Origin of the sequence: Pedobacter rhodius, from assembly GCF_027213645.1 — a bacterium.
Classification (GTDB): Bacteria; Bacteroidota; Bacteroidia; order Sphingobacteriales; family Sphingobacteriaceae; genus Pedobacter; species Pedobacter rhodius.
This window is the reverse complement of record NZ_JAPWGL010000002.1, coordinates 345,056-370,910: the sequence shown is the minus strand read 5'-3', so window position 1 is coordinate 370,910 and position 25,855 is coordinate 345,056. Positions and strand designations below refer to the sequence as shown.

Sequence of the window (25,855 nt, the reverse complement as noted above, 5' to 3'; positions counted from 1 at the left end):
ATCGGATAATAACTACCTAACCAAAAAAATGAAAATTTCATCAGCATTATTTTCCGGAATAGCCTTTACGATACTTTTATCTACTCAGCTCATTAATCGTTCTGTAGGCGATAATAATTTTAATCAAACCAAAAATAATAAACTTAAAATAGATACACCCGATCAGGATAGATTTGTAAAGGTTAATCTTGTTCAGGGGCAGTTCACTGAACCAACCGAGATGGCCGTTTTACCAAATCTTGATATACTGGTTGCGCAGCGGAGAGGCGAACTGATGTTGTATAAAAATCAATCGAAAAAGCTTATTCAAACGGCTAAATTAGATGTCTATTTTAAAACAGGCTCGTCAGATGTAAATGCCGAAGAAGGCTTATTGGGCATAACAATTGACCCTAAATATGCTTCAAACCAATATGTATACCTGTTTTACAGCCCTACAGGTAAATCTGTTAACAGGTTGTCGCGGTTTAAGATGGTTAATGATATGTTAAGCATGTCATCCGAAAAAGTTATACTCGAATTCTATTCGCAAAGAGAAATCTGTTGCCATACCGGCGGCTCATTGGCATTTGGTCCTGACGGTTTATTGTATATTTCTACCGGAGATAATTCAACACCTTTTGATGTACCCAAACAGGAGTTTGTTAATAAAGGCTATGCACCTTTAGACAACAGGCCGGGTCTGCAGCAATATGATGCAAGAAGATCGGCCGGAAATACCAACGATTTGAGAGGAAAAATACTCAGGATAAAAGTTAAAGAGGATGGTACCTATACAATACCCGAAGGAAACCTATTTCCTGAGGGAACAGCAAAGACCCGTCCTGAAATTTATGTAATGGGAAATCGTAACCCTTATCGTATTTCCGTCGATAAAAAAACCGGCTTTTTATACTGGGGCGAGGTTGGCCCTGATGCAGCCAATGATGATGATTTGCGTGGCCCCAGGGGTTATGACGAAGTAAACCAGGCCCGGAAAGCCGGCAATTTTGGCTGGCCATATTTTATAGGAAATAATTATGCTTATAAAGCATATGATTATACGAATGGAAAAAATGGTGCAGCTTTCGATGCGGTAAATCCGATCAACAATTCACCGAACAATACAGGTCTGGAAAATGTTCCCGGGGTAAATCCGGCATTTATCTGGTATCCTTATGGTGAATCAAAAGAATTTCCGCAGGTGGGTTCCGGCGGAAGAACGGCAATGGCCGGACCGGTTTTATATAACAAGCCGGGTGTTTCGCCTTATCCTGATTATTACAATGGTAAGCTTATTATTTATGAATGGGTTAGGGGTTGGATTAAAGCTGTTACCATGGCGCCAAATGGTGATTATTTGTCAATGGAACCCATTATGTCCAATTTATCTTTTTCGGCACCCATCGATATGGAACTTGGGCCTGATGGTAAAATTTATGTATTAGAATATGGCAAAGGCTGGTTTTCTAAAAATCCTGATGCCGGAATTGCAAGGGTTGATTATTTAAAGGGTAACCGCCCTCCGGTAATTGATCGTTTAACAATCGATAAACCAAGTGGATTGCTTCCTTATAAAATGATTGCAAAAGTTAAAGCCACTGATGCTGACGGAGGTAAACTAACCTACCTTTGGAATTTAGGAAACGGCATAAAGAAAACGACAACCGTTCCCGAATTACAATATACATTTACAAAATCCGGCGCATATCCCATTAGTGTTCAGGTTATTGATAATGAAAAAGCGACTACAAAAAGCGCTGTGGTAAGTGTTTTTGCAGGAAACGAACACCCAAAGGTTTCTATTTTAATTTCAGGGAACAAATCATTTTATTTCCCTGGAAAAGCAGTTAATTATCAGGTTTTGGTTTCTGACAAAGGCGCAGCGGTGGGTAAGGAAAGAATTTATGTTTCGAACGCTTACACCGAAGGCGCTGATTTGGCAGGCGCACAATTAGGTCATCAGCAGGCTGCTCAAACATTAATAGGTAAGTCATTAATGACGAAATCTGATTGCAGTACATGTCATAAAATTTCAGAAACATCTATAGGGCCGGCATTTGATAAGGTTTCTGCAAAATATCAGAAAGACCCCAAAGCGATTGAATACCTCGCATCAAAAGTAATTAAAGGAAGTAGCGGGGTTTGGGGGGAAGTTCCTATGCCGGCACATTCTGCAATGAAAGAATCGGAAGTTAAACAGATTGTTGAATGGGTAATGAGTTTATCTGCAAAAGGAAATGCCGTACCATCGTTACCTGCTTCCGGAAAAATTATACCTCCTGAAATCATTAATAAGAATAAACCTGTTTTAACCTTAAAAGCAAGCTATTCGGATTTAGGAGCGAAAGGTTTAATACCGTTAACAACGACCACCACATTTAATTTAAAAAGTAATATTATAAATTTTGCTGATGTTAAAGATTTTTCAGGCTTTAATGTAAGAAATAATGGCGCATTTAATTTACCGGGAAATGCAGGTTGGTTGAAACTTGGTTTAATTGATTTAACGGATATTTCGGCAATTAAAATTAATTCTTCAAGTCTGGTTACGGAAGTTGATTATGATGTTGAAATCAGATTAGATGATGAGAATGGTAAATTATTAGCAAAAAATGTATTGAGCAAATCTACTTTCCCAATTGAAAATAGTGCTGATGGGAAGTTTCATAATGTGTTTATCATATTCAAATCAAATAAACCGGCCATTAAGAATAGTCTTTTTGTAAGAACAATAACTATGGAAGCAAAATGATGATAAATAAAAAGGTTACGAATATCTCGTAACCTTTTTTATTTGCCGCTAGTTATCAAAGTTACTGTTTAATAGGTTTTGCTTTAAAAACAGGAGAAACGACTCTTTATATTTATTAGCAAGCTGAACTGAAATTCCGCCGGTTAATACAATCTGATCATCTAAAAAGCTCTTGATGTGTAATTTTGAAATAATTGCGTTTGTATTAACCTGTATAAAAGACGAGTGGTTTCTGAGCAAACCAAGCATTTTATTGAAGTTTACTTTAAAACTCATATAGTTATGATCATAAATTCTAAAATAAACGACTTCATTTATTTGTTCCATGACAATTAAATTGTCGTATGTTATTTTAGCTAAACTTTCAGGCTCATCCTGAAGCAAAACTGATAAAAAATCATCTTCCACAGCAGAAGCATTTGATTTTTCATTAGGGTATAAATTGTTAATTATTTCCGTAAAATGAAGCATTGTATAAGGCTTCAGTAAATACGCATCAGCGCTAACGCCGAAGGCATCAAGGGCGTATTTTGAATGCGCAGTGGTAAAAACCAAATGCTTTGTTTTTTGTCTAAGCAGGGAAGCAAGTTCTATACCTGAAAGGGTAGGCATTTCAATATCCATGAAAATTATATCAACTTTATCGGCAATTGAAATATCTGTTAAAGCTTGAATCGGATCAGTAAAACTTTTAATTAATTGCAAATCTGGCAAACTTATTAAATAGGAATTAAGGCCCTCCAGAGAATTCGGATCATCATCTATTGCAATACAATTAATCGGCATGTTAGTATAGGATTTGAGATTAATTTAAATTTTTCTTTAATAAAAAAATAATATATACATAAAGCGTCTTTTTTTACAAAGAAATTATGCCATTTTATTAATACAAAAATAAAATTAAAGCTAATTTAAGTATTATCTTTTTAAAAGAATGCTTTTTTATAGTAATTTTTATATTAACAGGTTCATAATCATTGTTTTAGTTTTCTGTAAAAGATTATTGCTGTGGACATAAGGTCAGTTTTAATTATAATCAATTAGATTAGCTCTATTATAACACCCTTTTTGTGCAGATAGTTCAAAAAAAATTAGCCCGTTTTTGTCACAAACTTATTAGATATTGTTTTGTTTAAATTTTAAATTGATATATTTAAACAAAATGCTTTATTCGATATCTGATCTTGAACAACTTTCGGGCGTCCAATCCCACACCATTCGGGTTTGGGAGCAACGTTATAATGCATTAAAACCGATGCGGACAGAAGGCAATACGCGCCTGTATGATGATGCGGAGTTGAAAAAACTTTTAAATATTGTAAGTTTAAATCAATCAGGACTAAAAATATCAAAAATATGCAGTTTATCTGATCATGATTTGGAATCGTTATTGGATAAGCAGGTAAATTTTAATCAGGGATGTTCTAAATTCGATTACTACATCACACAGCTTGTTAAATCCGGTCTGGCCTACAACGAATATTATTTCGATAAACTTTTAACTTCCTGTATTAATAAATTTGGCATTTCAGATGCCTACCGGAATATTATTTATCCACTCCTGGTCAGGCTGGGTTTAATGTGGCGCAAGGATGATATATGCCCCGCCCAGGAACATTTTTTAACGAATATTCTAAGAAGAAAAATTTTTTCTGCAATTGATAAACTGTCTTTAAAAGATGTAGGTCAGGAAACCTGGTTACTCTTTTTACCGGAAGATGAAGATCATGATATTGGATTACTTTTTGCCAATTACCTTTTAAAAGCAAACCATAAAAAGGTAATATTTTTAGGCACAAAAGTACCTTTAAAATCAATAAAAAAGGTTTTGCAGGAAAATAACGTAGATAATATATTGTTTTTTCTTATAAAACTAAGGCCCAAAAAAGCCGCTCAAAAATATGTAGATGATTTGCAGAAAATCTGCGGTCCGATAAAAATAAACATGGCAGGTAATACACATATAATTGAACAATTAGCGCTACCCGGAAATTTTACCCGGTTTTATTCTGTTGAAGCATTTGAAAATATAATCCAAAATCCAGCTACTATATGAAAGACATATTTGATACCTTATCAGCCGAATGCAGTAAAATAACCACGAAAAGATATAGTACAAGTTTCTCTTTTGGAATATATTTTCTGACTAAAGAGCTAAGACTACCCGTTTATTCTATATACGGTTTTGTTCGTTTAGCTGATGAGATTGTAGATAGTTTTCATGATTACGATAAAGGGTACCTGCTTAAAAAATTTAAAGAAGACACATTTGAGGCAATTAAAGCAGGCATTAGTTTAAACCCTATATTAAATTCATTTCAGAGTGTGGTTAATAAATACCAGATAGACCATCAGTTAATACATTTGTTTTTAAATAGTATGGAAATGGATTTGGAACATAAACAATATACACCTGAGCTGTACGATACCTATATTTTAGGATCGGCAGAAGTTGTTGGTTTAATGTGTTTAAAGGTGTTTACAAATGGCGATGAAGTTGAATATGAAAGGTTAAAACCCTTTGCAATGAAATTGGGTTCCGCTTTTCAAAAGGTTAATTTTTTACGCGATTTAAAAGCGGATAACCAGTCTTTAAACAGAACTTATTTTCCGAATGTTAATCTGGCTGCCTTTTGCGATCGTCAAAAACAGGAAATTGAAAAAGAGATAGAACTGGAGTTCGAAGAGGCATTAATTGGAATTAAAATGCTGCCGCCTTCTTCCAGGAACGGCGTTTACCTGTCTTATATTTATTATAAAAAACTTTTTACTAAAATTAAAAGTTTAACGGCCGAAAGAATCATGAACGAGAGAATCCGAATATCAAACCATCGTAAAATCGGGTTGATGTTCGATTCAATGATTCGCCATAAATTGAATGTAATATAGATTTATCTTAATTTTATACTGATGATTGAACAAGTTATACTTGTAGATAAAAATGATGTACCCATCGGACAGATGGAAAAAATGGAGGCACATAAGAAAGGTGAACTCCATCGTGCGTTTTCAATCTTTATATTTAATTCGGAAAATAAATTATTATTACAGCAAAGGTCGGCTGGTAAATATCATTCCGGGGGATTATGGACAAATACCTGTTGCAGTCATCCCCGCGCAGGAGAAAGTAATGAAGCGGCTGCAAACAGGAGGTTGAAAGAGGAAATGGGCATGAATTGCCGTTTAACCTATGCATTCAATTTTACTTATAAAGCTGAATTTCCGGATGGTTTAATTGAACATGAACTGGACCATGTTTTTTTTGGTTATACTGATCAGTTGCCTGAAATAAATAAGGATGAAGTTGAGTCATTCAGATATATCGATTTAAGTGCACTGGAACAAGATATAAAACAGCAGCCTCATTTATATACACCCTGGCTTAAAATATGTCTGGAAAAGGTTATGGAAGCTTTGAAAATCAGCTAAAATAAAAAACGGGCATACAACTTTCGTCGTACACCCGCATCTAAATTAACGCTCTCGAGACAAAGATATAGTTACTTTTGATAAAAGCGAATTTTTTAACGTTTCTTTACTTTTCTTTGATTCTTTCGTTTAAGAATATTTTTTCTGGCAATGATCACAAAAGAAACTTCGCCTTTTCAATTTACCTGAATTTACTTTTTTAAGCTTGTGTTTTAACGGGCACTCTTTTTTTGAATATACTTCCCAATGCTTTTTTAGGGTTCCGGCTTTCTTCCATGTTAAAAAATCAAAAGCATAAAGCCTGATTTCTTTAACTATTAATTTGAGTTTAGCATCAGGAATATCTTTGATTTTACTTAAAGGATGAACTTTTGAACGGTATAAAACTTCATTTTTAATGATATTGCCTGCACCCGAAAATATTTCCTGGTTTAATAATTCATCGCAAATAAATGCATCCGGTACCGCTGTTAATTTTTTGATGGCTTTCGCAGGCTTCCATTCATCAGCCATAATATCGGCTGTAAAATCATATTCATTATTAATGTCGCCCTCGATTAATCTGATATCACATGTATAAAAATTAACCTGATGATTTCCGAAAGTCAATCCCAATTTCAATGACGTTGATTTTTCTGCATCAAATAAATATGTGCCAAACATCAATAAATGAATTCTGACAGTAAAGTCGTCAAAAAGGATTAGAAAATGTTTGCCCCAGGTTTTAAAGCCCCTTACTTTTTTATGAAGCAATAAATCTTTATCTATGGTTTTAACATTTCCGGAAACCTCCAGAATCTCTTTATTTTTTAAATGGAGTTCTTGAATAACTTCTCTTAAAATTACTATTGATGGTCCTTCGGGCATATTAAACTTCGTCTATTTTTTCAAAATCAAATTTATCTTTAATATAATGGTTGAAGTACCTGCCTTTGGAGCCTGCAGCTTTTAACATTTCAAAAGTTCGTTTCGGAACATTGAGGTATTTATAAACCATTCCGGTGATGAAGATAATTTTCAACGTTTTCAGGTCCTTATTATAGCTAAAGTGGTTTATAACGGTTGATGGCATATAAACTATTTTTCTTCCAATTCTGATTCTTCTTTTGCTACTCTTATTTTTTCCTTTTTCAGATCAATCCGTATCAAATTATATAAACTCATGTAAATGTTTGCAATCCATACTACAGAAAAACCGGCAATAACATATCCTCGCCAGTCCGGATAAATCAGCGTATATTTTGTAACAATCAAAAGGAGGATGGTAACATAATGACTAAAACAATATTCGCACGTAAATACGTAAAAGAACTTTCTTTTATACAGCTTATTACAGCTTTTTGATTTACTAACACAAAATTCCCTGGCTTCTCTAAAAATCTCTTCTTTGGTAACCGTCCATGCAATGCATGATACAGGGATAGCCAGTATGAATAAATAATAAATATGTTCTGCCATTTATCGTACAGGATTGAAGACCTAATTAAAACCGATAAATCGATTAAAGGTTTTTACCTGTAGTAATTAGTGGTCGTTTGGCGTCAAAAACATTCTTAATCGACGCTTGTTTATAATAAAATATTTAATAATGGAAAGAGCAGAAATAAAATCTCTACTAGAGGTTATTGATCAGCAGGTAAGTTCGGCTATTCTTGGCGGAATGGACGAGCAATACGAAGAACTTGAAAATCTCGGTTACATAAAAATAAATCGGGAAGCCGTTCAATGGTCATCATCAATTACACCTGCAGGTATGAATTTCCTTCATAACTACGATAATTAGACGCCGTAAAAGACGGTAGCTTCCCAATTCTTATTGAATATCTTTATATGGCTTATTTCTTCTAAATTTGCATATTATTTTATGAAAGATATCCAACTGAGAACGGTAAGTGTGACCAGGTACGTTACACCTTTAAGGGAGGGCGGTTCTATGCCTGCAATTGCCGAAGCGGATGACGGTTTCTTGTATGTTTTAAAATTTCGGGGCGCCGGACAAGGGGCAAGATCGCTAATTGCTGAACTAATTGGTGGTGAAATTGCACGTATTTTAGGCTTACGTGTACCTGAACTTGTTTTTGCAAATTTAGACGAAGCTTTCGGAAGAACGGAACCAGATGAAGAAATTCAGGATTTACTGAAAGCCAGTGTCGGTTTAAACATGGCATTACATTATTTATCTGGTGCAATTACTTTCGACCCGACCGTTACAACAGTAGATTCAAAACTTGCTTCTCAAATCGTGTGGTTAGATTGCCTCTTAACCAACATGGACAGAACCTGCCGCAATACCAATATGCTTTCATGGCACAAAGAGTTGTGGCTGATAGATCATGGCGCATCATTATATTTTCACCATTCCTGGCAAAATTGGGAGGAGCAAGCCAAACGGCCATTTGTATTGATAAAAGATCATGTTTTATTACCCTGGGCAAGTGAACTGGAAGAAGTAGATGCAGCTTTTCGCTCCATTTTAACACCAGACCACTTTCAGGCAATTGTTTCCCTAATTCCGGATGCCTGGCTTGAAGGTGAAAATGTTTTTGAAACTAAAGAACAACATCGGCAAGCCTACTCGAAGTTTTTAGAAATCAGGCTATCCAATTCAGGTATATTTTTAAAAGAAGCACAGCATGCAAGAGAAATATTTATTTGAGTATGCTGTAATCCGTGTTATGCCCAGGGTAGAACGCGAAGAATTTATTAACGTTGGTGTTGTTTTATATTGCGCACCACAAAAGTTTTTGCGTAGCATTTTTGTATTAAACGAAAATAGAATAACTGCGTTTGCACCTGATTTGGATTTGGAGGAAATTAAAGAAAATCTCCTGGCTTTTGACCGTATAAGCATGGGTGCAAAAGGTTCCGGTTCTATCGGTCAATATGATATGGCTTCGCGTTTTCGTTGGTTAACAGCAACAAGAAGCACAGTTGTACAATGCTCAAAAGTGCATCCTGGTTTTTGTGTTGATGCTGAAGAAATGCTTCTGAAACTGCATGAACAATTGGTTTTGTAATTTTTATTTCAATAATTTCTAATATTAAGCGCCAGTCCTTGTCAAAAGAATATTTTAAAAAACTTCAGGAATTGCTCGATTCCGAGCGAAAAGCTGATTACGAAAACTTCTTAAAATTAACTGAAAATACATCTGCAGCAGACAGACGCACCTTAGGTTTAACCTGGTATCCGGTTGCAATTAGAAATACTGAAGTTGGCCGTGGCGATTACCTTAATATTGAAATTGAACGTACAACGCACCAGGATCTATCACAACAATTCCGTTTTGGTTCTGCCGTGGTTTTATTTTCCAATCATGATGCTAAAACAGATAGGATAGAAGGAACGATAACACATCTGAATCGTAATAAGATGAAAGTTAATTTACGTGTAGATGAATTACCCGACTGGACTAGAGATGGTAAGCTTGGCGTAGATTTACTTTTTGATAATAACAGTTATGATGAAATGCAAAATGCCTTAAAACAGGCAATGCTGCTTTCTGAGGATGATTCGAAAAACAGGTTAATACAAATTTTAACAAAAGGAGATAAGACAAGTTTCGACCGGGAATTGCCAAATTTTGTTTCTGATAAATTAAATTTATCCCAACAGGAAGCAATAAATATGATTCTTTCTGCCGATGATTTAGCGGTTATTCACGGGCCACCCGGAACAGGTAAAACAACAACATTAGTACAGGCCATTAAAGCCTTAAGCAAGCAGGATAATCAAAAAATATTGGTTGTTGCACCAAGCAACACAGCAGTAGATTTATTAACCGAAAAGTTATCAGAAGAAGGCCTGAATGTAATTCGTGTTGGCAATCCCGCTCGTGTTTCCGAAAAGTTAATTCATGCTACGCTTGACTATAAAATGGCCGGACATCCCGAAATGAAATCCATAAAAGCTTTAAAAAAGCAGGCCAACGAGTACAAAAACATGGCTCATAAATATAAGCGGAGTTTCGGGAAAGCAGAACGCGATCAAAGAAAAGCATTATTTGATGAAGCGCATAAAATCGGTCGGGAAATAGAAAATGCCGAACGATATCTAATGGATAACCTTTTTGATCATGCGCAAATTATTACGGCAACACTTGTAGGTGCTAATCATTATACCGTTAAAAGTTTAAAGTATAAAGCCGTTGTAATTGATGAAGCCGGACAGGCATTAGAACCTGCCTGCTGGATCCCGATTCTAAAGGCCGAAAAGTTGATTTTAGCAGGAGATCATTTTCAGTTACCACCGACCATAAAATCAGGTGACGCAGGTCGAAATGGTTTAAGCACCACCTTACTCGAAAAATCCATACAGCTTCATCCCGAAAACGTGGTTTTACTAAACGAGCAATACCGCATGAATAATCAAATTATGGGTTATTCTTCCAAAGTTTTTTATCAGGATAAATTAGCTGCGAATCAATCGGTAGCAAATCATATTTTATTTCCTGGCGATGAGCCGCTGATGTTTATCGATACTGCTGGCTGTGGTTTCGATGAAAAGGCAGATGGTACGAGTACCACCAACCCGGAGGAAGCAGTTTTTCTGTTGAATCACCTGACGGGTTATGTTGAAGAAATGGAGCAATACAATCCGGCAGCTAAATTTCCATATATAGGCGTTATTTCTCCATACAAACAACAGGTTCATTTACTCAAAGAACTGATGCTTTCAAATCCGGTTTTAATGGCCAAAGCCGATAAAATTTCTATAAATACGATCGATAGCTTCCAGGGACAGGAACGGGATATTATTTACATAAGTTTAACCAGAAGTAATCACGAAGGTGCTATTGGCTTCTTATCTGATACACGAAGAATGAATGTGGCCTTTACAAGGGCAAAGAAAAAGCTGGTTGTAATTGGTGATGGCAGCACACTATCGCGGTTTGCATTTTATGATGATTTTATGAAATATGCTGAAGGGTTAAACGCCTACCATAGTGCATGGGAATTTATAAATGTATAATTATTGAAGGGTTCAAATGTATGTTTTGACCCGATTAAAATGTTATTTTTGATTAATCATCCCATCGGTAAACTTCATCTGTGTTATAAAAATCACGTTTATGATGTGGTGAAATAATTATGAATTTTGCGATTGGGAGTGGACTGCTTTAAAAAGCAAAAATTAAAAGATATCCAATCTAACCAAGGCAATGAAAAAGCATCTTAAAATTTTAATTGCTGACGACAGCGAGTTAATGAAGTCGCTGATGCGTAGTATCTTACTGAAATACCTGGTTAATCCCGTGGTGATGCAAACTGAAAATCTTGAAGAAACATACAAGGTGCTTGATGAGGAAAATTTTGACTTATTATTGCTGGATATCAATATGCCAGCCGGCGATAATACGCCGCAAACTGTCGCAGAAATAAAGCAAAAATACCCGGATTTAAATGTTGTTATGTTCAGCGGGAATGATAAAGAAACCCTTGAACCCTTATATACAAAAGCCGGTGCATTCGGATTTATCAAAAAAGATGAAAATATAAATTGGTATACCAAAGTGTTTTTTGAAACCTATTTTAATTAACTTTTTCTGGCTTAGCTGCTTCCAGCTTAGCAGATATCGTTGCGCCGGCAATTAATAATTCGTTGGTAATTGTCTTAGTATATTCCGTTATTTCAGCCTTAAAATCTTTAACAGATGCGCCTGTTCTGATTTCTTCCAAACGTTTTTCCCATTGCCCTGTTAGTTCAGCCTGGGCAATTTGTTTATCCTTAACAACTTCGTAAACGGCCAGGCCTTTATTTGTTGGTACAAGATTACGTTTTTCCCTGCTGATATATTCCCTTGTAATTAGTGTCTCAATAATCGATGCCCTCGTTGCGGGTGTTCCTAAACCACTGTCTTTCATTGCATAGCGCAATTCCTCGTCTTCAATTTCTTTTCCAGATGTTTCCAGGGCTTTTAATAAAGACGCCTCATTATACATGGCCTTCGGTTTGGTTTGCTTTTCTAATAAAGCTTTTTCAACAATGGGCAATTGCTCCCCTGCAGCCACCTTAGGTAAGGCAATATTATCTTCTTCTTTTTTGTCGTCTTCCTTTTCATTAAAAACAGCACGCCATCCTGCTGAACGGATTACAGTTCCATTGGCCGTAAAAGTAGTTGAAGATTCAATGGTAATTTTTGTTATTTCTTTTATGCACTCCTGGTGAAAGGCTTCTATCATTCTGCCAACAACCATATCGTACACAGCTTGTTTATCCGGACTTAAGCCATATGCTTCTTCGCCTGTCGGTAAAACTGCATGGTGATCGGTTACTTTTTTAGCATTAACACTTCTTTTATTTAAACTTATGGTTTGTAAAAACTGTGCCTGTTTTCCAAAATCTGGATGATTCGTAAATTTTTCAATTAATGCCGGTACGCCGGCAAAAACATCATCACCAATGTACCGGCTTCCGGTACGAGGGTAGGAAACCAATTTACTTTCATAGAGGTTCTGAAGAATATTTAAGGTCTGATCGGCTGTATAACCCTTTTTCTTATTTGCCTCCTGTTGTAAAGAACTTAAATCATGTAAAAGTGGTGGCGGTTCTTTTCGGGGTTTAGCTTCTACCGCCGTAATGTTTCCGCCATTTGGAAAACCAGCGGCAACATCTTCAACAAGTTTAAAAATGGCTTCGGCTTCTTCCTTATTGGTATAATTATTTGCAGAAATTGCTTTAAAAGTCTGTTCATCCTTTATAAGCTGAATACTGATTTGAAAATACGTTTGAGGCACAAAATTCTTGATTTCCAGAAAACGGGCGCAAATCATTGCGAGGGTAGGTGTTTGTACACGTCCAAGGGATAGCACAGTTCTGTTACCGGCAGATATGCTCAATGCCTGTGTCGCATTCATTCCGACCAGCCAGTCAGACTCAGAGCGGCAATGTGCAGAATTAAAAAGTGTATCGTAATCGGTACCCGGTTTTAAATTCCGGAAACCATCTTTAATGGCTTCATCCGTTTGTGAGGAAATCCACAATCGTTTAAATGGTTTTTTGCATTTCAGGTAGTAATAAATATACCTGAAAATAAGCTCACCTTCACGCCCGGCATCCGTTGCAACGATAATTTCTGTCGCATCATCAAAGAGTTTTTTAATGGTATCCAGTTGTTTCCGAACGGCCGGATCTTCTACAAATCCATCTTTGGTTTTTATCTTTCTCACGGCCAGTTTAAATTTTGCCGGCAGCATGGGTAAATGTTGTTTCCTCCAGCCGATAAAGCCGTAATCCTGGGGTGGTGCCAATTGTAATAAATGCCCGAATGCCCAGGTAAAAGAATAGCCTTTTCCCTCAATATATCCGTCTTTTCTGGTGGTAGCGCCGAAAACTTTGGCAAGCTCGCGACCAACAGATGGCTTTTCTGCAATTACAATCTTCATTAATAAGTTTAGCTTTTAGGCCTCAAAGATGATTAAAATTATTTTCCATTCCTAAAACATACGAAGTCTAATGATGCGAATTTATTTAAGACTTCGTAAGTTTACCCGGAAAATGGATAAAGTTTACGAATTAAGAAACTGTGAAATTAAAGTTCGCCTCGATGAAGGTTTAATTCGTGTTTACAGCGATAAGGGTCTATGGTGTTACCTTGATAATAACATCAGGTTAAGAACTTTAGAACTCGCTAAATTCATTAAAATTGATTATCAAAAAGAGGTTAATAAAACCTTAATGATTTCTGAAAGTTCATTAATGGTCGAAATATGGGCTCATGTTTACAGTGATTATTTCGGACTGCTGATAAAAAGACATTTGAAAATTAAATGGGTTCAAAATCTGCTTCAAAAGGGAATTGAGCGGGCCGAAATAATCGATTGCGGCGAAAAGAAATTCGATAGCAACAGGTGGGTCTGGGATTTTCTTTCGCATTTTGAGCAAATCATTTCTTTATTTCTGCCCAAAAATATCAGTAATAAGAACCTGAAAAACTGATTTTGGTTAAAATTAATGTCATAGCAGGAAAGATTGCCCCGTCGTTCCTCCTCACATCCTATAGCTATCGGATGACAAATTGTTGAATGTGGTTAGCCAATCCATATTCGAAGCCAATACTTCCTGCTGATTTAAGGCCTCACTGGCAGCCAGCGTTTCATTTAAATAAGTTGATGTGTAGTACTGAGATGAGCTATTAATGAACAAAACGGTTTTATCAGAAATGGTGTTAATGACCTGATTAGCCAGTTTAGATGAAACTGCGGGGCAGCCCTGGCTTCTCCCTAATCTTCCTAATTGATTAATACTTTCCTGGCAAACATAATCTGCACCGTGTACAACAATCGAACGTTCGCGGGCATTATTATTGAAACCATTATCCATACCGTCGAGTTTTAAAGAACGGCCATGCTTGCCAAAGTAAACTTCTCCCGTTAAATAAAAACCCAGGCTGCTTGTATTGGAGTTTTTAGCATTCGAAAAATAAGAGGGTTTATCCCCTCCGCTGTTTTGTCCGTGAGCAACCCACGTATTTAATATTAATTCTTTCTTATTAATATCGATAATATAAAGCCGTTTTTTGCAGCTCTCCTGGTCAAAATCGGCAATTGTTAAAATGGATTTTGTATGCAATAAACCAAGAGATTTAATATTGTAAAAGCCGGTAAGTGCTTTTTCGAACACAAAAATATTCAGACCGGCTGAATCTAAACGAGCCTGATGATAAAGGTTTAAAATGTAATTGTTGTAAAGGCTATCGCCCGATAAACTGTTAAATTGTTTAACTGATTTTTGTTCATTCTGTGGTTGCTCCGCCGCTTTCCAACTCGTTCCAACAATGCTGATGCCCAATAAAAGAGACACAACAATGCCCATACCTTTTTTACTCATCCGGGAATATTTGTGTTTGATTATGAAACACTTATACGTATAATCAATTCAAATATTATCATACCGGATGCTTATCAGACAGGTCTTTGACATTGATATGACCTCCTTGGATGTTTTATAGCTTTAGAGAATACGATTTGGCTGACAAATTTTTAAAAGAAATAACAATTAGCTGCTCAAACTGTTAATTTAACACAGGATTGAAAATGAAAATATTATTAACAGGCGCAAACGGGTATATTGGTACTAGATTGTTACCATTATTACTGGAAGAAAAGCACGAAGTGGTTTGTTTAGTCCGCGATAAAAGACGTTTTGCAAATCAGTCTGATTTAAGTGAACAGGTTACTATCGTAAGTGGCGATTTATTGGATGAAGACAGTCTTTCAGAGATTCCTGATGATATAGATGCTGCCTATTACCTGGTCCACTCCATGTCATCAAGTGGTTCTGAATTTGATGAAATGGAGAGAAAATCTTCATCAAATTTTTCATCTGCAATAAAAAAGACCAGATGCAGTCAAATTATTTACTTAACCGGAATTGCTAACGATGAACATTTATCGAAACACCTGGGTTCGAGGTTAGCGGTTGAAGACGAATTGAAATCTTCAGGTGTCGCCTGCACTATTTTAAGAGCCGCAATAATTATTGGTTCAGGCAGTGCATCTTTCGAAATCATAAGGGATTTGACAGAAAAAATTCCGGTTATGATTACCCCTAAATGGGTGAAGACTAAATGCCAGCCGATCGGAATACGGGATGTACTGGCATATTTAACCGGTGTGCTCCACCATGAAAAAGCTTATAACCAAACCTTTGATATCGGCGGACCCGACATTCTTACCTATCGTGAAATGATGATGGGCTATGCGAAAGAACGAGGTTTGAAAAGATGGATTTTTACAATTCCGGTATTAACACCCAGGTTATCTTCTTTATGGCTGAATATGATTACGCCAGTACCATATGCATTAGCCAGAAGCCTGGTTGATAGTATGAAAAACGAAGTAATTTGTAAAGATAACAGGATACAGGATGTTGTTCCGAGAAAATGCTTAACCTATGCCGAATCGCTGCATTTGGCGTTTGAAAAAATAGATCAGAATTCTATCGTTTCCAGTTGGAAGGATGCTTTAAACAGGGGCTACCTTAGTTCCAATTTTATGGACCAGATAAAAGTACCACAAAACGGAACTTTAGAATATAAAGTAAAGATGCCATTCGAACGTAAAGCGGAAGAAGTTTTTGAGAATATATGGAGCATTGGCGGCAACAGGGGTTGGTATTATATGGATTGGCTCTGGCAGTTCAGAGGATTTTTAGATAAACTATTTGGCGGCGTAGGAACCAGAAGAGGGCGAACCAGCAATGTGGATATACAGGCCGGCGATGTTTTAGATTTCTGGAGGGTTTTACTTGCAGATAAAAAAAATAAAAGACTGCTCCTGTATGCAGAAATGAAAGTGCCCGGCGAAGCCTGGTTAGAACTAAAATTGATTGAATTTCATAATCAAGCATTTCTATCCCAAATTGCTACTTTCAGACCAAAGGGTTTATGGGGGCGCTTATACTGGTATGCCATGTGGCCTTTTCATATTGTATTGTTTAAAGGCATGGCTAAACAAATTACAACATATAAACCTACTGATAATAAGCTGGCTTAAATCCTTACTTTTGCTGCTTAAATAATTTATAATGCCTGACAAAGACAATGATTATTCTTTCTGGACTAAATACAAAAGATTTGCCTCAACAGAAATTCTCATGTATTTAATTATGATAGTCGGCATTACGCTTGGGATTATTTTTTTAAGCTGAATATGAGTTTTAAATTATCGGCTGTATTTACTTCATTTATAAAATTATAAAAGTCTGAATAGCTTTCCGGCGGAAATGTGCCGTCGTTTATAACCAGTTTTCTGTGATAGGTTAGTTTTTTGCCTTCGAGTACCGTTTTACAGGTATATTCACCGAATATGGTTTTTAAGCTTTTATCACTATCGGGCAACAAGTTCGTTTGTATCGTTTCGGGAAGATTATAGATAATAGTATCTTCATCAGTAGAACCACGGCTGATGTACACCGGCTTTGTTCTGTTTCTTACTTCAGGAATGTTAGGCTGCACGTTAAATGCATTTACTTTTAAAAACAATTTGTTGTTGTTTAAACCTGCGTAATGGGGGATATCCAGGCTTAAGTTTTCCGTTACTTCAGGGTTAAGGCTTTTCTTTTGATTGTAATTTATGGTGTTAAAATAAATATTATCTATATCATAAATACCCGATAACAGTTTTTTCTGTTCGGTAAGTGGCTTGTCGATAATTTCCTCGTTATCATCATATTGTGAACCCGCGAATGTGGTTGTCATTTTTCCGGATACATCACCGTTTGCCAGGATATTTAAATTTGCACTGCGAATCTGAAAGTTATCAGCCGCAGTTAGTTTAGGCGTCTTCAATAACTTCCCGCCATCTTTAGTACAAGCTAAAACTATTCTGTCGTCGGTAAATGTACTTAAGAACCCAAATGGAATTTTCTGGTCGGTACATTCCAGCCAGGTGGTATCGCCTTTTAAAGGCATGCATAAAATGACGTGGTTTCCCTGTATCATGTCGGCAAAGCCGGGGTCGAAACTCACTTTTTTACTGCCGGCTTCAACAACACAGTAATAAGATTCAATTCCGGCAACATCAAGAAGACTTTGCGTGTAATTAACCAGCGCTTTACAATCGCCGTAACCGAGCATATCAACCTCGGCTGCGCTTGCAGGCTGAAAACCGCCAATGCCAACCTGAACGCTGATGTATCTGGTCTTCTTCTGCATGTATTCATAAATTTTTCTGGCCTTATCTTTATCTGTTTTTTCAGCCGCAACCAATCCAGTTATGGTTTGAATCGTTGTTGGTGGCAAGGTTTTCCTGTTTTTTAACAAATCTTCATAATTCCATTTTCCCAATTCCTGCCAGTTTTTATAACGCCCCTTATGGTCGTAATAAATGAAATCTTTCGCCGCTATTTTTACAGCTGTCTGGTAAGTTGCCCTGTCAGGACTAAAAGGCTCAGGTTTAACAGCAAACAGGTTGTTTATTTTCCAAACCATTACCTTTTGCTTGTCATTTATGGTTTCTTCCGGCTTACCTTGAAAATTTTGTGTTTTAATACGAAGTTCATCACTTGGTTTGCAGATAAAAGTGTAACTGCCTTTTTCAACAGAAATATCATCAGCGGGCTGAGGAATCCATTCGGGAATGATTAAATTTTGTTTATACCTGATTTCATAATTGTAAACAACTGTGTAGGGATATACATTTTCTGAAGGTAAATAATGTTTAACGCGGTCATCAACGAAGAGTGAAAAGCCATCAGCCGCGCTTTCATCACTGAAATTACCCTGATTAAACTTTTTGGTTAAGATACCTGCAGCATTATAAACTTCGCCCTTTATGCTTTTTATTAAGGTACTTTTATCGTAAAACAAAACCAGCCGGGCTTTCTCTTCGCCATTTTTATTCAATACGGTTACCGCCTTTTTTACATTTAAAATAACGTTGTCGGGTGCGCGCATATCAACTGTTGTTTCCTCATTTCTGATGGTCGCATTCGCCCGGTTTTTTAAATTGGAAGGGATTAAATCTGCATCGTAGTTATCCTGTGAAAAAGCGGTAATTGCAAAGAATAACAGACTAAAAAAAATCGTTGTTGATTTCATCATTTAGTCTGTTTTAGTGAAACATCTGCTTTCTCATTCTGAATGATTTTACTGTAAAATTCCTTTAAGTAAGGGTACTCTTCTGCCTCATAAATGGCTTTATTAAATTGTAAAATCTGGCTGAAAGAAAAAACATCATCTTCAACAAGCGTTTTCAAGACGTATTTTCCACCGGCATTTGGTAATCCGATGGCTAAATCTTTTGGCTTTTCGTTGATTGTATATTTGCCTGGTAAAGCAATATTGATTGTTACACGTTCATCTGAAGCAGCGCCTAAATCGACAGGATATGTTCTTACATTAAGATTAAAAGGATTTTTTGTTACCGGATTTATAAAAAATGGATTGAAATATAAATCACCTTCAGTTGCATTGGCAACAGGCGAAAACTCGACCTCGTAAGTTTCTGTTAATGCGTTTTCTACACTATCAATATTTTGGATTTCTTGTTTCAGGATTTTGATTTTAGCTAAACGATCATCCAATTTTTCTACATATTCATCAGGAGAATTGTATTTTTTTATTTCCTTACGCTTAGTCAGTGCCGCATAACCAGTGCTATGTGTTATAATTGTTCCTTTTATTTTTCCATCAATACCCAGTTTACCTTGCATAATGTAACTTGTTGATGTTTTACGACCGGCAACCATATCTATCCAATAGGATGGTTTTTTTAAGTTAATCACCCTGCCCTGATCATTTACACACCTTAAAGGCAACAAGCCAAACGGAGCCAACGGTTCAGTGGCATCGAGCAGGTAACTTGTGCCGTTTATATTAACCTTTGCGATCAGGTAATTAAAATCACTCATTACCGGGTATAATTTATTAACTACGCCATTATCACGGGTAGATAATATAACTGCTTCTGCATCAAGATTTGCAGCCGATAAGGCAGAAATTAAACTCAGGTTTACATCAGCAACGTTGCCTGAATGCATATCCAGTGCTTTTTTAATATTATCTTCACTGTATTTACCATAATAGTTATTCCATTTTATCTGCTTTTTTATATATTCATAAATGGCTTTGGCCTTGCTCAAATCATCAGTAGAATTTTTAAGGATTGCAGGCATTACATCCTTAAATAAATCTTTTCTTTTCATTTGGCTACCCAGGCTTTTCTCGCTGGTTAGTTCGTAATCGATGTCTTTCCAGGTTTTAGTATATTTCTGATTGCCGCCACTTAACATTTGCTGTTCTGATAATTCAAAGTAAATAGCAGATTTAAAGTTGCTTGCAGCCGTCATGTAATCTTCCTCAATAAATGCAGGAATGTTTTTCATGATATACCAGATCTTTGAACAATCTATAGGTGTACCGCTGATGCGCATACATTCTTTGGCAACTTCACTTTTCGTATCACTTAATTTATAAAATCCCCGTAATGAAACATTGTAATTATACATTGCCGGAACATAAACCAGGTATTCGCTATAAACTTTAGGAATATCGCTCTGGAATTCCCATTTTTTAAAATTGAAAAGGTTAGGCGATTCAAGTCGGTAGCTATATTCTATTATCGAGCCGTCTTTAATATTTGGTAAAGTAAATTTGGTTAAAACGGTGTATTTAGACCTGTTTTCGGTAAAAATCGCTTTTTTATCCATCACAGATTCTACGAACCTGCCATTTTCATAATTAAATGTCGAAGCCCTGATGGTACTTATTAATTCTTCACGCGTACCGTCTTTATAAGTCGGGATGATGATATTGGCCTGTTTATAACCTTCTTTATTGTAGATTTTAATTTTTACATGGTATTCAAAGATCAATTCGGTAATACCCTTCGAATCATTGAGTTGAATGGAAGCTGTTCCAAACTCTTTTAATACTACTGCATTTGCATTGCTGTCTATTTTGTTCCTGTCGAATTCTACATCGTCAAGTGTAATTGCCCCGAAATTGAAGTTTTGAGCATAACTGGTTGCAAGGGAAAAGGACAGGATAAAAAGCAATAAAATTTTTTTCATTAGAGTTTGGTTAATTTGACGCAATTTAAATTTACGCCGCTATATTCAGAAATAAATCGGGAATTAAATTTTAAAATTTGCACACATATTTTACAGAAGTAACCAATCCTTTTTAGCACTTTTGAGGAAAGAAATATTTACGATATTCAAAATTAGATATCTCAATCTCATCATTAAATAATGAAATTAAATTTAAAACGCCCCTTAGCTTTTTTTGATCTGGAAGCAACCGGTATAAACGTTGGTGCCGACAGGATTGTAGAAATAGCCATCTTAAAAGCCATGCCTGATGGCACAGAAATCATTAAAAGCTGGCGTGTAAATCCTGAAATGCCTATTCCGCTGCAAACATCTTTAATTCACGGAATATATGATGAGGATATTGCCAACGAACCTACCTTTAAGGAACTTGCTAAGGATATTGCTGAATTTATAGGCGAAAGTGATTTAGCCGGTTACAACTCAAATAAGTTTGATATCCCGATGTTGCTGGAAGAGTTTTTAAGGGCGGAAGTTGATTTTGACATGAATGAACGAAAATTTGTTGATGTGCAGAATATTTTCCACCAGATGGAACAGCGTACCTTAAAAGCAGCTTATAAATTTTATTGCAATGATGATTTGGTAAATGCCCATGCTGCAGAAGCGGATGTTATTGCAACCTATAAAGTATTGCTTGGTCAGCTGGATATGTACCAGGATAAAGAATTTGAAGATAAGCAGGGTGTTAAGAGTAAACCTGTAGTAAATGATGTAGACGCCCTGCATATTTTTACTAATATTAATAAACCGGTAGATTTTGCCGGAAGATTGGTTTATAACGATAAAAATGAAGTTTGTTTTAACTTCGGAAAACATAAAGGCAAAACCACTGCGCAAGTATTTAGTGTCGAACCAAGCTATTACGCCTGGATGAAGCAAGGTGATTTTCCGCTCTACACAAAAAAGAAATTGGATGAGGAATGGGCAAAATTTAATGCAAAGAAAAATGAAAACAGGCCGCCAAAACCCCAAAATCCTGCGCCCGCAAATAAACCACACTACAACAAACCCAAAGTTGATGAAAAACCTGCACAGCCTATAAACACAGATATGCTGGAGCAGTTAAAAATGAAATTTGGAAAATAAGCCAAAAGACCAAAGATGAATTTTGATTGCTGAATGGTTAGCGCGCAGATGGAAAACTGACAATGAAATCTACTCCCTTTGATTTAATAATTATATGAAATTTTTAACAATATTGTGCATTTTCCTGATTTCGTCGGTATACGCAAATGCTCAGGTACAACTTCCGGTTGAACCTGTTTTTCAGAATACCTACCAAAAAGGAACCAGAAGTACGGATGGAAAACCCGGTAAAAAGTACTGGCAAAACAGTTCCGATTATAATTTGAAGGTCGATTTCAATCCGGTTAGCCGATTGTTAAAAGGTACTGTTGATGTTGTTTACAGGAATAATAGCCCTGATACTTTAAAGGAAATCTGGTTTAAGCTTTATCCGAATTTATATAAAAAAGGAACACCCAGAAAAGCACGGTTTGCAGAAGCCGATTTAAATGAAGGTGTAGCAATTGAAAAACTTGCTGCAAACGGTAAAACGATAACGGATTTTAATATCGACGGTACCAATATGACCGTTAAAATTCCTGCTGTTTTGCCTGGCAAGACCATAAAATTTGCAATTACCTACAATTATATCTTAAATAAAGGTTCGCACATGCGTACCGGACAAGTAGACGAGGGTTCACATTTCGTTGCCTATTTCTTCCCAAGAATTGCCGTTTATGATGATGTTGATGGCTGGAATAAATATCCTTATACAGGCGCAGAAGAGTTTTATAACGATTTCGATAATTTTAATGCAGAAGTTACTGTTCCGGGCGGTTATGGCGTTTGGGCAACGGGCGACTTAAAAAATGCTTCGGATGTTTTTCAGAGAGAAATTGTTTCGAGAATGTTTTCGGCCGAAAAAAATGATGCAGTTATTGATGTAATTACAGCAACTGACCTCGCTGCAAAAAAAGTAACGCAGCCTAATGCTTTCAATACATTTAAGTTTGAAGCTAAAAATGTTACCGATTTTGTTTTTGCTTTAAGTGATCACTATTTATGGAAATCTTCCAGTTTAATTGTCGATCCTTCAACAAAAAGACGTACCCGGGTGGATGCTGTTTTTAATCCAAAGCATAAGGATTATTACGAAGTAATTGATTTTGCCCGGAAAACGGTGGATGCAATGAGTTATAAATTTCCGAAATGGCCTTATCCTTACAATCATGAAACGGTTTTCGATGGACTCGACCAGATGGAATACCCGATGATGGTGAATGATAACCCGGTTGATAAACGCGAAGATGCAATTACTTTAACCGATCATGAAATTTTTCATACCATGTTTCCATTTTATATGGGCATTAACGAAACCAAATATGGTTGGATGGACGAAGGATGGGCTACAATAGGCGAATGGTTGATTTCGCCAATGATCGATTCTACAATTGTGGATGAATATGGCATTCAGCCAACAGCTTCGAGTTCAGGTGGTAAAGATGATACACCAATCATGACTTTAACACCTGATTTAAAAGGTTCCGGCTCTTTTACAAACTCCTACCCAAAACCAGGCCTGGCCTATTTATTTGTTAAGGATTACCTGGGCGATGAATTATTCACCAAAGCATTACATACTTATATTAAAAACTGGAATGGCAAACACCCTATGCCCTACGATTTCTTTTACAGTATGAATCAGGGAAGCGGCAAAGATTTAAACTGGTTCTGGAAAACCTGGTTTTTTGAAGGTGGTGTTGTTGATTTGGCAATTAAATCCGCAACCAAAACAGATACGGGTTACGCAATTGTTATCGAAAACAAAGGCACCAAAGCTTTGCCGATTGATTTAACGCTAACGTATGATGATGGTTCTACAGAAAAAAACCACAGCAGCATTGGTGTTTGGGAAAAAGGCAATAAGCAGGTTACAATCGATGTTAAGACAACTAAAAAGTTAACTAAGGTTATTATGGGCAACCCGCATACACCTGATAAAGTAAAATCTGATAATACTTTTTCATTGAATTAATTGAGTCGTAATACTTTGTACGAAGCATTCTTGATGGCATACTTTGGTAGAATTTGTTTTTTATTCACCACCTTAGGACCTTAGTTAACCTAAGAAAATGTGCTGTTTAACTTATGTTTTATTCTGAAGTGCCTTAGGTGGTAAAAAATAATCTGCGAATCTGCAGCAAATAACTTGAATTTATGTTAATGCTTGTTCCAAATCAGCAATAATATCATCAACATGTTCTAAACCCACAGAAATTCGTAACAGGTTTTTCGGTGTTTTACTATCTGGCCCTTCAACCGAATAACGGTGTTCGATTAAACTCTCCACGCCGCCTAAACTGGTTGCCTGCGCAAATAACCTTACTTTATTGACCACTTTGCTTGTAACATTCACATCGCCTTTAACCAGAAACGACATCATCCCGCCAAAATCTTTCATTTGTTTTTTAGCAATTTCATGCTGAGGATGTGTTGCCAATCCGGGGTAAAAAACAGCCTCAACCTTTGGATGATTTACCAGGTATTGTGCAACTTTTTTCCCGTTCTCGCAATGACCTTTCATACGGTAAGCCAATGTTTTTATGCTTCTGCAAAGTAAGAAACAATCGAATGGCGATGGTACTGCACCGCCGGTTTGCTGAATGTTTTTGATTTTATCCCAAAGTTCATCTTTTTTAGCAGTTACTAAGATGCCGCCTAAAATATCGCTATGGCCACCAAGGTACTTTGTACTGCTGTGCATAACGATATCTGCACCCAATAAAATCGGATTCTGTAGAATAGGAGAGGCAAAAGTACTGTCGCAAGCTAAGGTAATATGATGTGATTTTGCAATTTTGGAAATTTCTTCAATATCTGTAACTTTTAATAATGGGTTTGATGGCGTTTCAATCCAGATTAATGCCGTATTCTGTTTTATGCTCGATTGAATCAGGTTTAAATCTGTTTGGTCGATAAAATCAAATTCCAGGATTTCGTTAAAAATAGTCAGCAACTGTTTTTTTATCCCCCAGTACATATCATCTGGTGCAATAATATGACTTCCCGGCTTTAAAGCCTGAAACAAACTCATACCGCAATTATTTCCGGAGGCAAAAGCTGCAGCGTCTTCCCCGAATTCTAACTGCGCTACAGTATTTTCTAAAGCTGACCGGTTTGGGTTACTCACACGGCTATACATGTGTCCGCCGGGATAGCCACCTTGTTCATCGCGAAAAAAAGTTGTTGATAAATTTATTGGAGGCGTAACATCTCCGGTCGCATTTTTAACAAGATTAGAAGCGTGGATAGCAAGGGTTTCGGGTTTCATAATAATTTGATTTTTTGCAGATTAATTGAAATGCAATTTAATAATTTGCCGCTAATTTAAGCTTCGTAATCGTTTTGGCAAGATTTATGTAATCAGTTTCCCGAAATTTAAATTAAAGAAAATGAAAAGATTATTTATAGCTATTGTAATAGCATGTTCTACTTTAGTAATGTTACAAAGCTGTTCAACAACTAAAAATGCGGCTACCGGTATTAATGGTGGCAGAGGTACCGTAACCGGTACCTGGATTTTAAACAATGTAACTTTAGAAGGCTTGCCTGATCAGGCGGTTCAGGGCTTATTCGGCGAGAAATCTTATAAATGTTTCCAGGGCAGTACATGGAAATTAACCAATAGCGGAAATGGTTCTTATACTTTGCCAGCCTCAAGCACCTGCGGTGAAGTAATGCAAACAATTTTCTGGTCGGCTACACCAGCTGATGAGACCTTCCAATTCAAGAAAATTTATGAAGGCGATAAAGCGAAAAACGTAACTGAAGGTTACCGTTTAGTGTTAAGTCAACTTTCTAAAGGCAATATGGTTTTAAAATCGCCAATTGAGTTTGGAGGAAAAACAGCGAATATCGTGTTAACATTTTCTCCGGCTGTGAATTAATAGCTAAATACCTTTGAAAAACATATCATGAAAGCACTTCTGAAAGGAGGTGCTTTTTTTATTCCGGCTAATCAAGTTGCCGTAGATTAATTTTATTCAATAGAATAATAACCATAGCTTTTGGTTTTATATTTTTAGCCAAAGATTCACAGTAATTATTTGCCGCAGAAACATGGATTGACACGG

Annotated in this window: 23 protein-coding genes; 14 read left to right on the top strand and 9 right to left on the bottom strand. The window is 36.4% G+C overall.

Annotation, left to right across the window (positions count from 1 at the left end; all coding sequences use genetic code 11):
• Positions 1–28 precede the first annotated feature (28 nt).
• Complete coding sequence (locus tag O0931_RS07100; RefSeq protein WP_269414864.1) at positions 29–2,734, top strand: PQQ-dependent sugar dehydrogenase; 2,706 nt, start codon at positions 29–31, stop codon at positions 2,732–2,734.
• Between the two features lie 48 nt (positions 2,735–2,782).
• Here O0931_RS07100 and O0931_RS07095 read toward each other — a convergent pair whose 3' ends face one another.
• Positions 2,783–3,520 (bottom strand): LytR/AlgR family response regulator transcription factor, encoded by a 738-nt coding sequence (locus O0931_RS07095; protein ID WP_269414863.1) that lies wholly within the window; start codon positions 3,518–3,520, stop codon positions 2,783–2,785.
• 376 nt (positions 3,521–3,896) lie between these two features.
• Between O0931_RS07095 and O0931_RS07090 the strand changes: the two genes are divergently transcribed.
• From O0931_RS07090 to idi, 3 genes are read left to right on the top strand one after another with little or no spacing between them, the layout of a single operon-like run.
• Positions 3,897–4,790, top strand: a complete 894-nt coding sequence (locus O0931_RS07090) for a MerR family transcriptional regulator (protein WP_269414862.1) — start codon at positions 3,897–3,899, stop codon at positions 4,788–4,790.
• Positions 4,787–5,623: a phytoene/squalene synthase family protein gene (locus O0931_RS07085; RefSeq protein ID WP_269414861.1), complete on the top strand. Its 837-nt coding sequence runs from the start codon at positions 4,787–4,789 to the stop codon at positions 5,621–5,623. The genes O0931_RS07090 and O0931_RS07085 overlap by 4 nt, the downstream gene beginning before the upstream one ends.
• Before the next feature lie 21 nt (positions 5,624–5,644).
• A complete protein-coding gene (idi, locus tag O0931_RS07080) occupies positions 5,645–6,163 on the top strand; it encodes an isopentenyl-diphosphate Delta-isomerase (protein WP_269414860.1) in 519 nt (172 codons plus the stop codon).
• 129 nt (positions 6,164–6,292) lie between these two features.
• On the opposite strand, the gene O0931_RS07075 is transcribed toward idi, so the two are convergent.
• From O0931_RS07075 to O0931_RS07065, 3 genes are read right to left on the bottom strand one after another with little or no spacing between them, the layout of a single operon-like run.
• Positions 6,293–7,030: a DNA-formamidopyrimidine glycosylase family protein gene (locus O0931_RS07075; RefSeq protein ID WP_269414859.1), complete on the bottom strand. Its 738-nt coding sequence runs from the start codon at positions 7,028–7,030 to the stop codon at positions 6,293–6,295.
• Position 7,031: 1 nt separating this feature from the next.
• Positions 7,032–7,235: a KTSC domain-containing protein gene (locus O0931_RS07070; protein WP_269414858.1), complete on the bottom strand. Its 204-nt coding sequence runs from the start codon at positions 7,233–7,235 to the stop codon at positions 7,032–7,034.
• Between the two features lie 5 nt (positions 7,236–7,240).
• Positions 7,241–7,621 (bottom strand): hypothetical protein, encoded by a 381-nt coding sequence (locus tag O0931_RS07065; protein WP_269414857.1) that lies wholly within the window; start codon positions 7,619–7,621, stop codon positions 7,241–7,243.
• Positions 7,622–7,751: 130 nt separating this feature from the next.
• Between O0931_RS07065 and O0931_RS07060 the strand changes: the two genes are divergently transcribed.
• The 5 genes from O0931_RS07060 to O0931_RS07040 all read left to right on the top strand — a co-directional run bounded on the left by O0931_RS07060 (position 7,752) and on the right by O0931_RS07040 (position 11,700).
• Complete coding sequence (locus tag O0931_RS07060; protein ID WP_269414856.1) at positions 7,752–7,946, top strand: hypothetical protein; 195 nt, start codon at positions 7,752–7,754, stop codon at positions 7,944–7,946.
• 81 nt (positions 7,947–8,027) lie between these two features.
• Complete coding sequence (locus tag O0931_RS07055; protein WP_269414855.1) at positions 8,028–8,819, top strand: HipA family kinase; 792 nt, start codon at positions 8,028–8,030, stop codon at positions 8,817–8,819.
• Entirely contained in the window at positions 8,797–9,180 is a 384-nt protein-coding gene (locus tag O0931_RS07050) for a DUF3037 domain-containing protein (RefSeq protein WP_269414854.1), read from the top strand. The genes O0931_RS07055 and O0931_RS07050 overlap by 23 nt, the downstream gene beginning before the upstream one ends.
• 38 nt (positions 9,181–9,218) lie before the next feature.
• Complete coding sequence (locus O0931_RS07045) at positions 9,219–11,132, top strand: AAA domain-containing protein (RefSeq protein WP_269414853.1); 1,914 nt, start codon at positions 9,219–9,221, stop codon at positions 11,130–11,132.
• 190 nt (positions 11,133–11,322) lie between these two features.
• Entirely contained in the window at positions 11,323–11,700 is a 378-nt protein-coding gene (locus tag O0931_RS07040) for a response regulator (RefSeq protein ID WP_269414852.1), read from the top strand.
• Here O0931_RS07040 and O0931_RS07035 read toward each other — a convergent pair.
• Positions 11,693–13,546, bottom strand: coding sequence for a DNA topoisomerase 3 (locus tag O0931_RS07035; protein WP_269414851.1), 1,854 nt, complete (start codon positions 13,544–13,546; stop codon positions 11,693–11,695). The genes O0931_RS07040 and O0931_RS07035 overlap by 8 nt on opposite strands.
• A gap of 70 nt (positions 13,547–13,616) precedes the next feature.
• Here O0931_RS07035 and O0931_RS07030 point away from each other — a divergent pair, with 70 nt between their 5' ends.
• Positions 13,617–14,099 carry a hypothetical protein gene (locus O0931_RS07030; protein ID WP_269414850.1) on the top strand — a complete coding sequence of 161 codons (483 nt, stop codon included), beginning with the start codon at positions 13,617–13,619 and terminating at the stop codon, positions 14,097–14,099.
• Positions 14,100–14,150: 51 nt separating this feature from the next.
• On the opposite strand, the gene O0931_RS07025 is transcribed toward O0931_RS07030, so the two are convergent.
• Positions 14,151–14,990 (bottom strand): murein L,D-transpeptidase catalytic domain family protein, encoded by an 840-nt coding sequence (locus O0931_RS07025; protein ID WP_269414849.1) that lies wholly within the window; start codon positions 14,988–14,990, stop codon positions 14,151–14,153.
• Between the two features lie 206 nt (positions 14,991–15,196).
• Between O0931_RS07025 and O0931_RS07020 the strand changes: the two genes are divergently transcribed.
• Complete coding sequence (locus tag O0931_RS07020) at positions 15,197–16,657, top strand: SDR family oxidoreductase (protein WP_269414848.1); 1,461 nt, start codon at positions 15,197–15,199, stop codon at positions 16,655–16,657.
• Between the two features lie 137 nt (positions 16,658–16,794).
• Here O0931_RS07020 and O0931_RS07015 read toward each other — a convergent pair whose 3' ends face one another.
• The gene (locus O0931_RS07015; protein ID WP_269414847.1) at positions 16,795–18,705 is read right to left on the bottom strand and encodes a DUF3857 domain-containing protein; all 1,911 of its coding nucleotides are present in this window, start codon (positions 18,703–18,705) and stop codon (positions 16,795–16,797) included.
• Positions 18,702–20,675 carry a DUF3858 domain-containing protein gene (locus O0931_RS07010; protein WP_269414846.1) on the bottom strand — a complete coding sequence of 658 codons (1,974 nt, stop codon included), beginning with the start codon at positions 20,673–20,675 and terminating at the stop codon, positions 18,702–18,704. Before O0931_RS07010 ends, O0931_RS07015 begins: the two co-directional genes overlap by 4 nt.
• Before the next feature lie 180 nt (positions 20,676–20,855).
• Between O0931_RS07010 and O0931_RS07005 the strand changes: the two genes are divergently transcribed.
• Together O0931_RS07005 and O0931_RS07000 are read left to right on the top strand one after the other, a co-directional pair.
• A complete protein-coding gene (locus tag O0931_RS07005; RefSeq protein WP_269414845.1) occupies positions 20,856–21,803 on the top strand; it encodes an exonuclease domain-containing protein in 948 nt (315 codons plus the stop codon).
• Between the two features lie 94 nt (positions 21,804–21,897).
• Positions 21,898–23,757 carry a M1 family metallopeptidase gene (locus O0931_RS07000; protein WP_269414844.1) on the top strand — a complete coding sequence of 620 codons (1,860 nt, stop codon included), beginning with the start codon at positions 21,898–21,900 and terminating at the stop codon, positions 23,755–23,757.
• Positions 23,758–23,937: 180 nt separating this feature from the next.
• On the opposite strand, the gene O0931_RS06995 is transcribed toward O0931_RS07000, so the two are convergent.
• Complete coding sequence (locus O0931_RS06995; protein ID WP_269414843.1) at positions 23,938–25,053, bottom strand: trans-sulfuration enzyme family protein; 1,116 nt, start codon at positions 25,051–25,053, stop codon at positions 23,938–23,940.
• Positions 25,054–25,174: 121 nt separating this feature from the next.
• On the opposite strand from O0931_RS06995, the gene O0931_RS06990 reads away from it, so the two are divergent.
• Positions 25,175–25,669, top strand: coding sequence for a lipocalin family protein (locus O0931_RS06990; protein WP_269414842.1), 495 nt, complete (start codon positions 25,175–25,177; stop codon positions 25,667–25,669).
• Positions 25,670–25,855 lie beyond the last annotated feature (186 nt).

Coding starts and splice junctions, on each gene's coding strand:
- O0931_RS07100 (WP_269414864.1), top strand. CDS start 29: ATGAAAATTTCATCAGCATTATTTTCCGGAATAGCCTTTACGATACTT.
- O0931_RS07095 (WP_269414863.1), bottom strand. CDS start 3,520: ATGCCGATTAATTGTATTGCAATAGATGATGATCCGAATTCTCTGGAG.
- O0931_RS07090 (WP_269414862.1), top strand. CDS start 3,897: ATGCTTTATTCGATATCTGATCTTGAACAACTTTCGGGCGTCCAATCC.
- O0931_RS07085 (WP_269414861.1), top strand. CDS start 4,787: ATGAAAGACATATTTGATACCTTATCAGCCGAATGCAGTAAAATAACC.
- idi (WP_269414860.1), top strand. CDS start 5,645: ATGATTGAACAAGTTATACTTGTAGATAAAAATGATGTACCCATCGGA.
- O0931_RS07075 (WP_269414859.1), bottom strand. CDS start 7,030: ATGCCCGAAGGACCATCAATAGTAATTTTAAGAGAAGTTATTCAAGAA.
- O0931_RS07070 (WP_269414858.1), bottom strand. CDS start 7,235: ATGCCATCAACCGTTATAAACCACTTTAGCTATAATAAGGACCTGAAA.
- O0931_RS07065 (WP_269414857.1), bottom strand. CDS start 7,621: ATGGCAGAACATATTTATTATTTATTCATACTGGCTATCCCTGTATCA.
- O0931_RS07060 (WP_269414856.1), top strand. CDS start 7,752: ATGGAAAGAGCAGAAATAAAATCTCTACTAGAGGTTATTGATCAGCAG.
- O0931_RS07055 (WP_269414855.1), top strand. CDS start 8,028: ATGAAAGATATCCAACTGAGAACGGTAAGTGTGACCAGGTACGTTACA.
- O0931_RS07050 (WP_269414854.1), top strand. CDS start 8,797: ATGCAAGAGAAATATTTATTTGAGTATGCTGTAATCCGTGTTATGCCC.
- O0931_RS07040 (WP_269414852.1), top strand. CDS start 11,323: ATGAAAAAGCATCTTAAAATTTTAATTGCTGACGACAGCGAGTTAATG.
- O0931_RS07035 (WP_269414851.1), bottom strand. CDS start 13,546: ATGAAGATTGTAATTGCAGAAAAGCCATCTGTTGGTCGCGAGCTTGCC.
- O0931_RS07030 (WP_269414850.1), top strand. CDS start 13,617: ATGATGCGAATTTATTTAAGACTTCGTAAGTTTACCCGGAAAATGGAT.
- O0931_RS07025 (WP_269414849.1), bottom strand. CDS start 14,990: ATGAGTAAAAAAGGTATGGGCATTGTTGTGTCTCTTTTATTGGGCATC.
- O0931_RS07020 (WP_269414848.1), top strand. CDS start 15,197: ATGAAAATATTATTAACAGGCGCAAACGGGTATATTGGTACTAGATTG.
- O0931_RS07015 (WP_269414847.1), bottom strand. CDS start 18,705: ATGATGAAATCAACAACGATTTTTTTTAGTCTGTTATTCTTTGCAATT.
- O0931_RS07010 (WP_269414846.1), bottom strand. CDS start 20,675: ATGAAAAAAATTTTATTGCTTTTTATCCTGTCCTTTTCCCTTGCAACC.
- O0931_RS07005 (WP_269414845.1), top strand. CDS start 20,856: ATGAAATTAAATTTAAAACGCCCCTTAGCTTTTTTTGATCTGGAAGCA.
- O0931_RS07000 (WP_269414844.1), top strand. CDS start 21,898: ATGAAATTTTTAACAATATTGTGCATTTTCCTGATTTCGTCGGTATAC.
- O0931_RS06995 (WP_269414843.1), bottom strand. CDS start 25,053: ATGAAACCCGAAACCCTTGCTATCCACGCTTCTAATCTTGTTAAAAAT.
- O0931_RS06990 (WP_269414842.1), top strand. CDS start 25,175: ATGAAAAGATTATTTATAGCTATTGTAATAGCATGTTCTACTTTAGTA.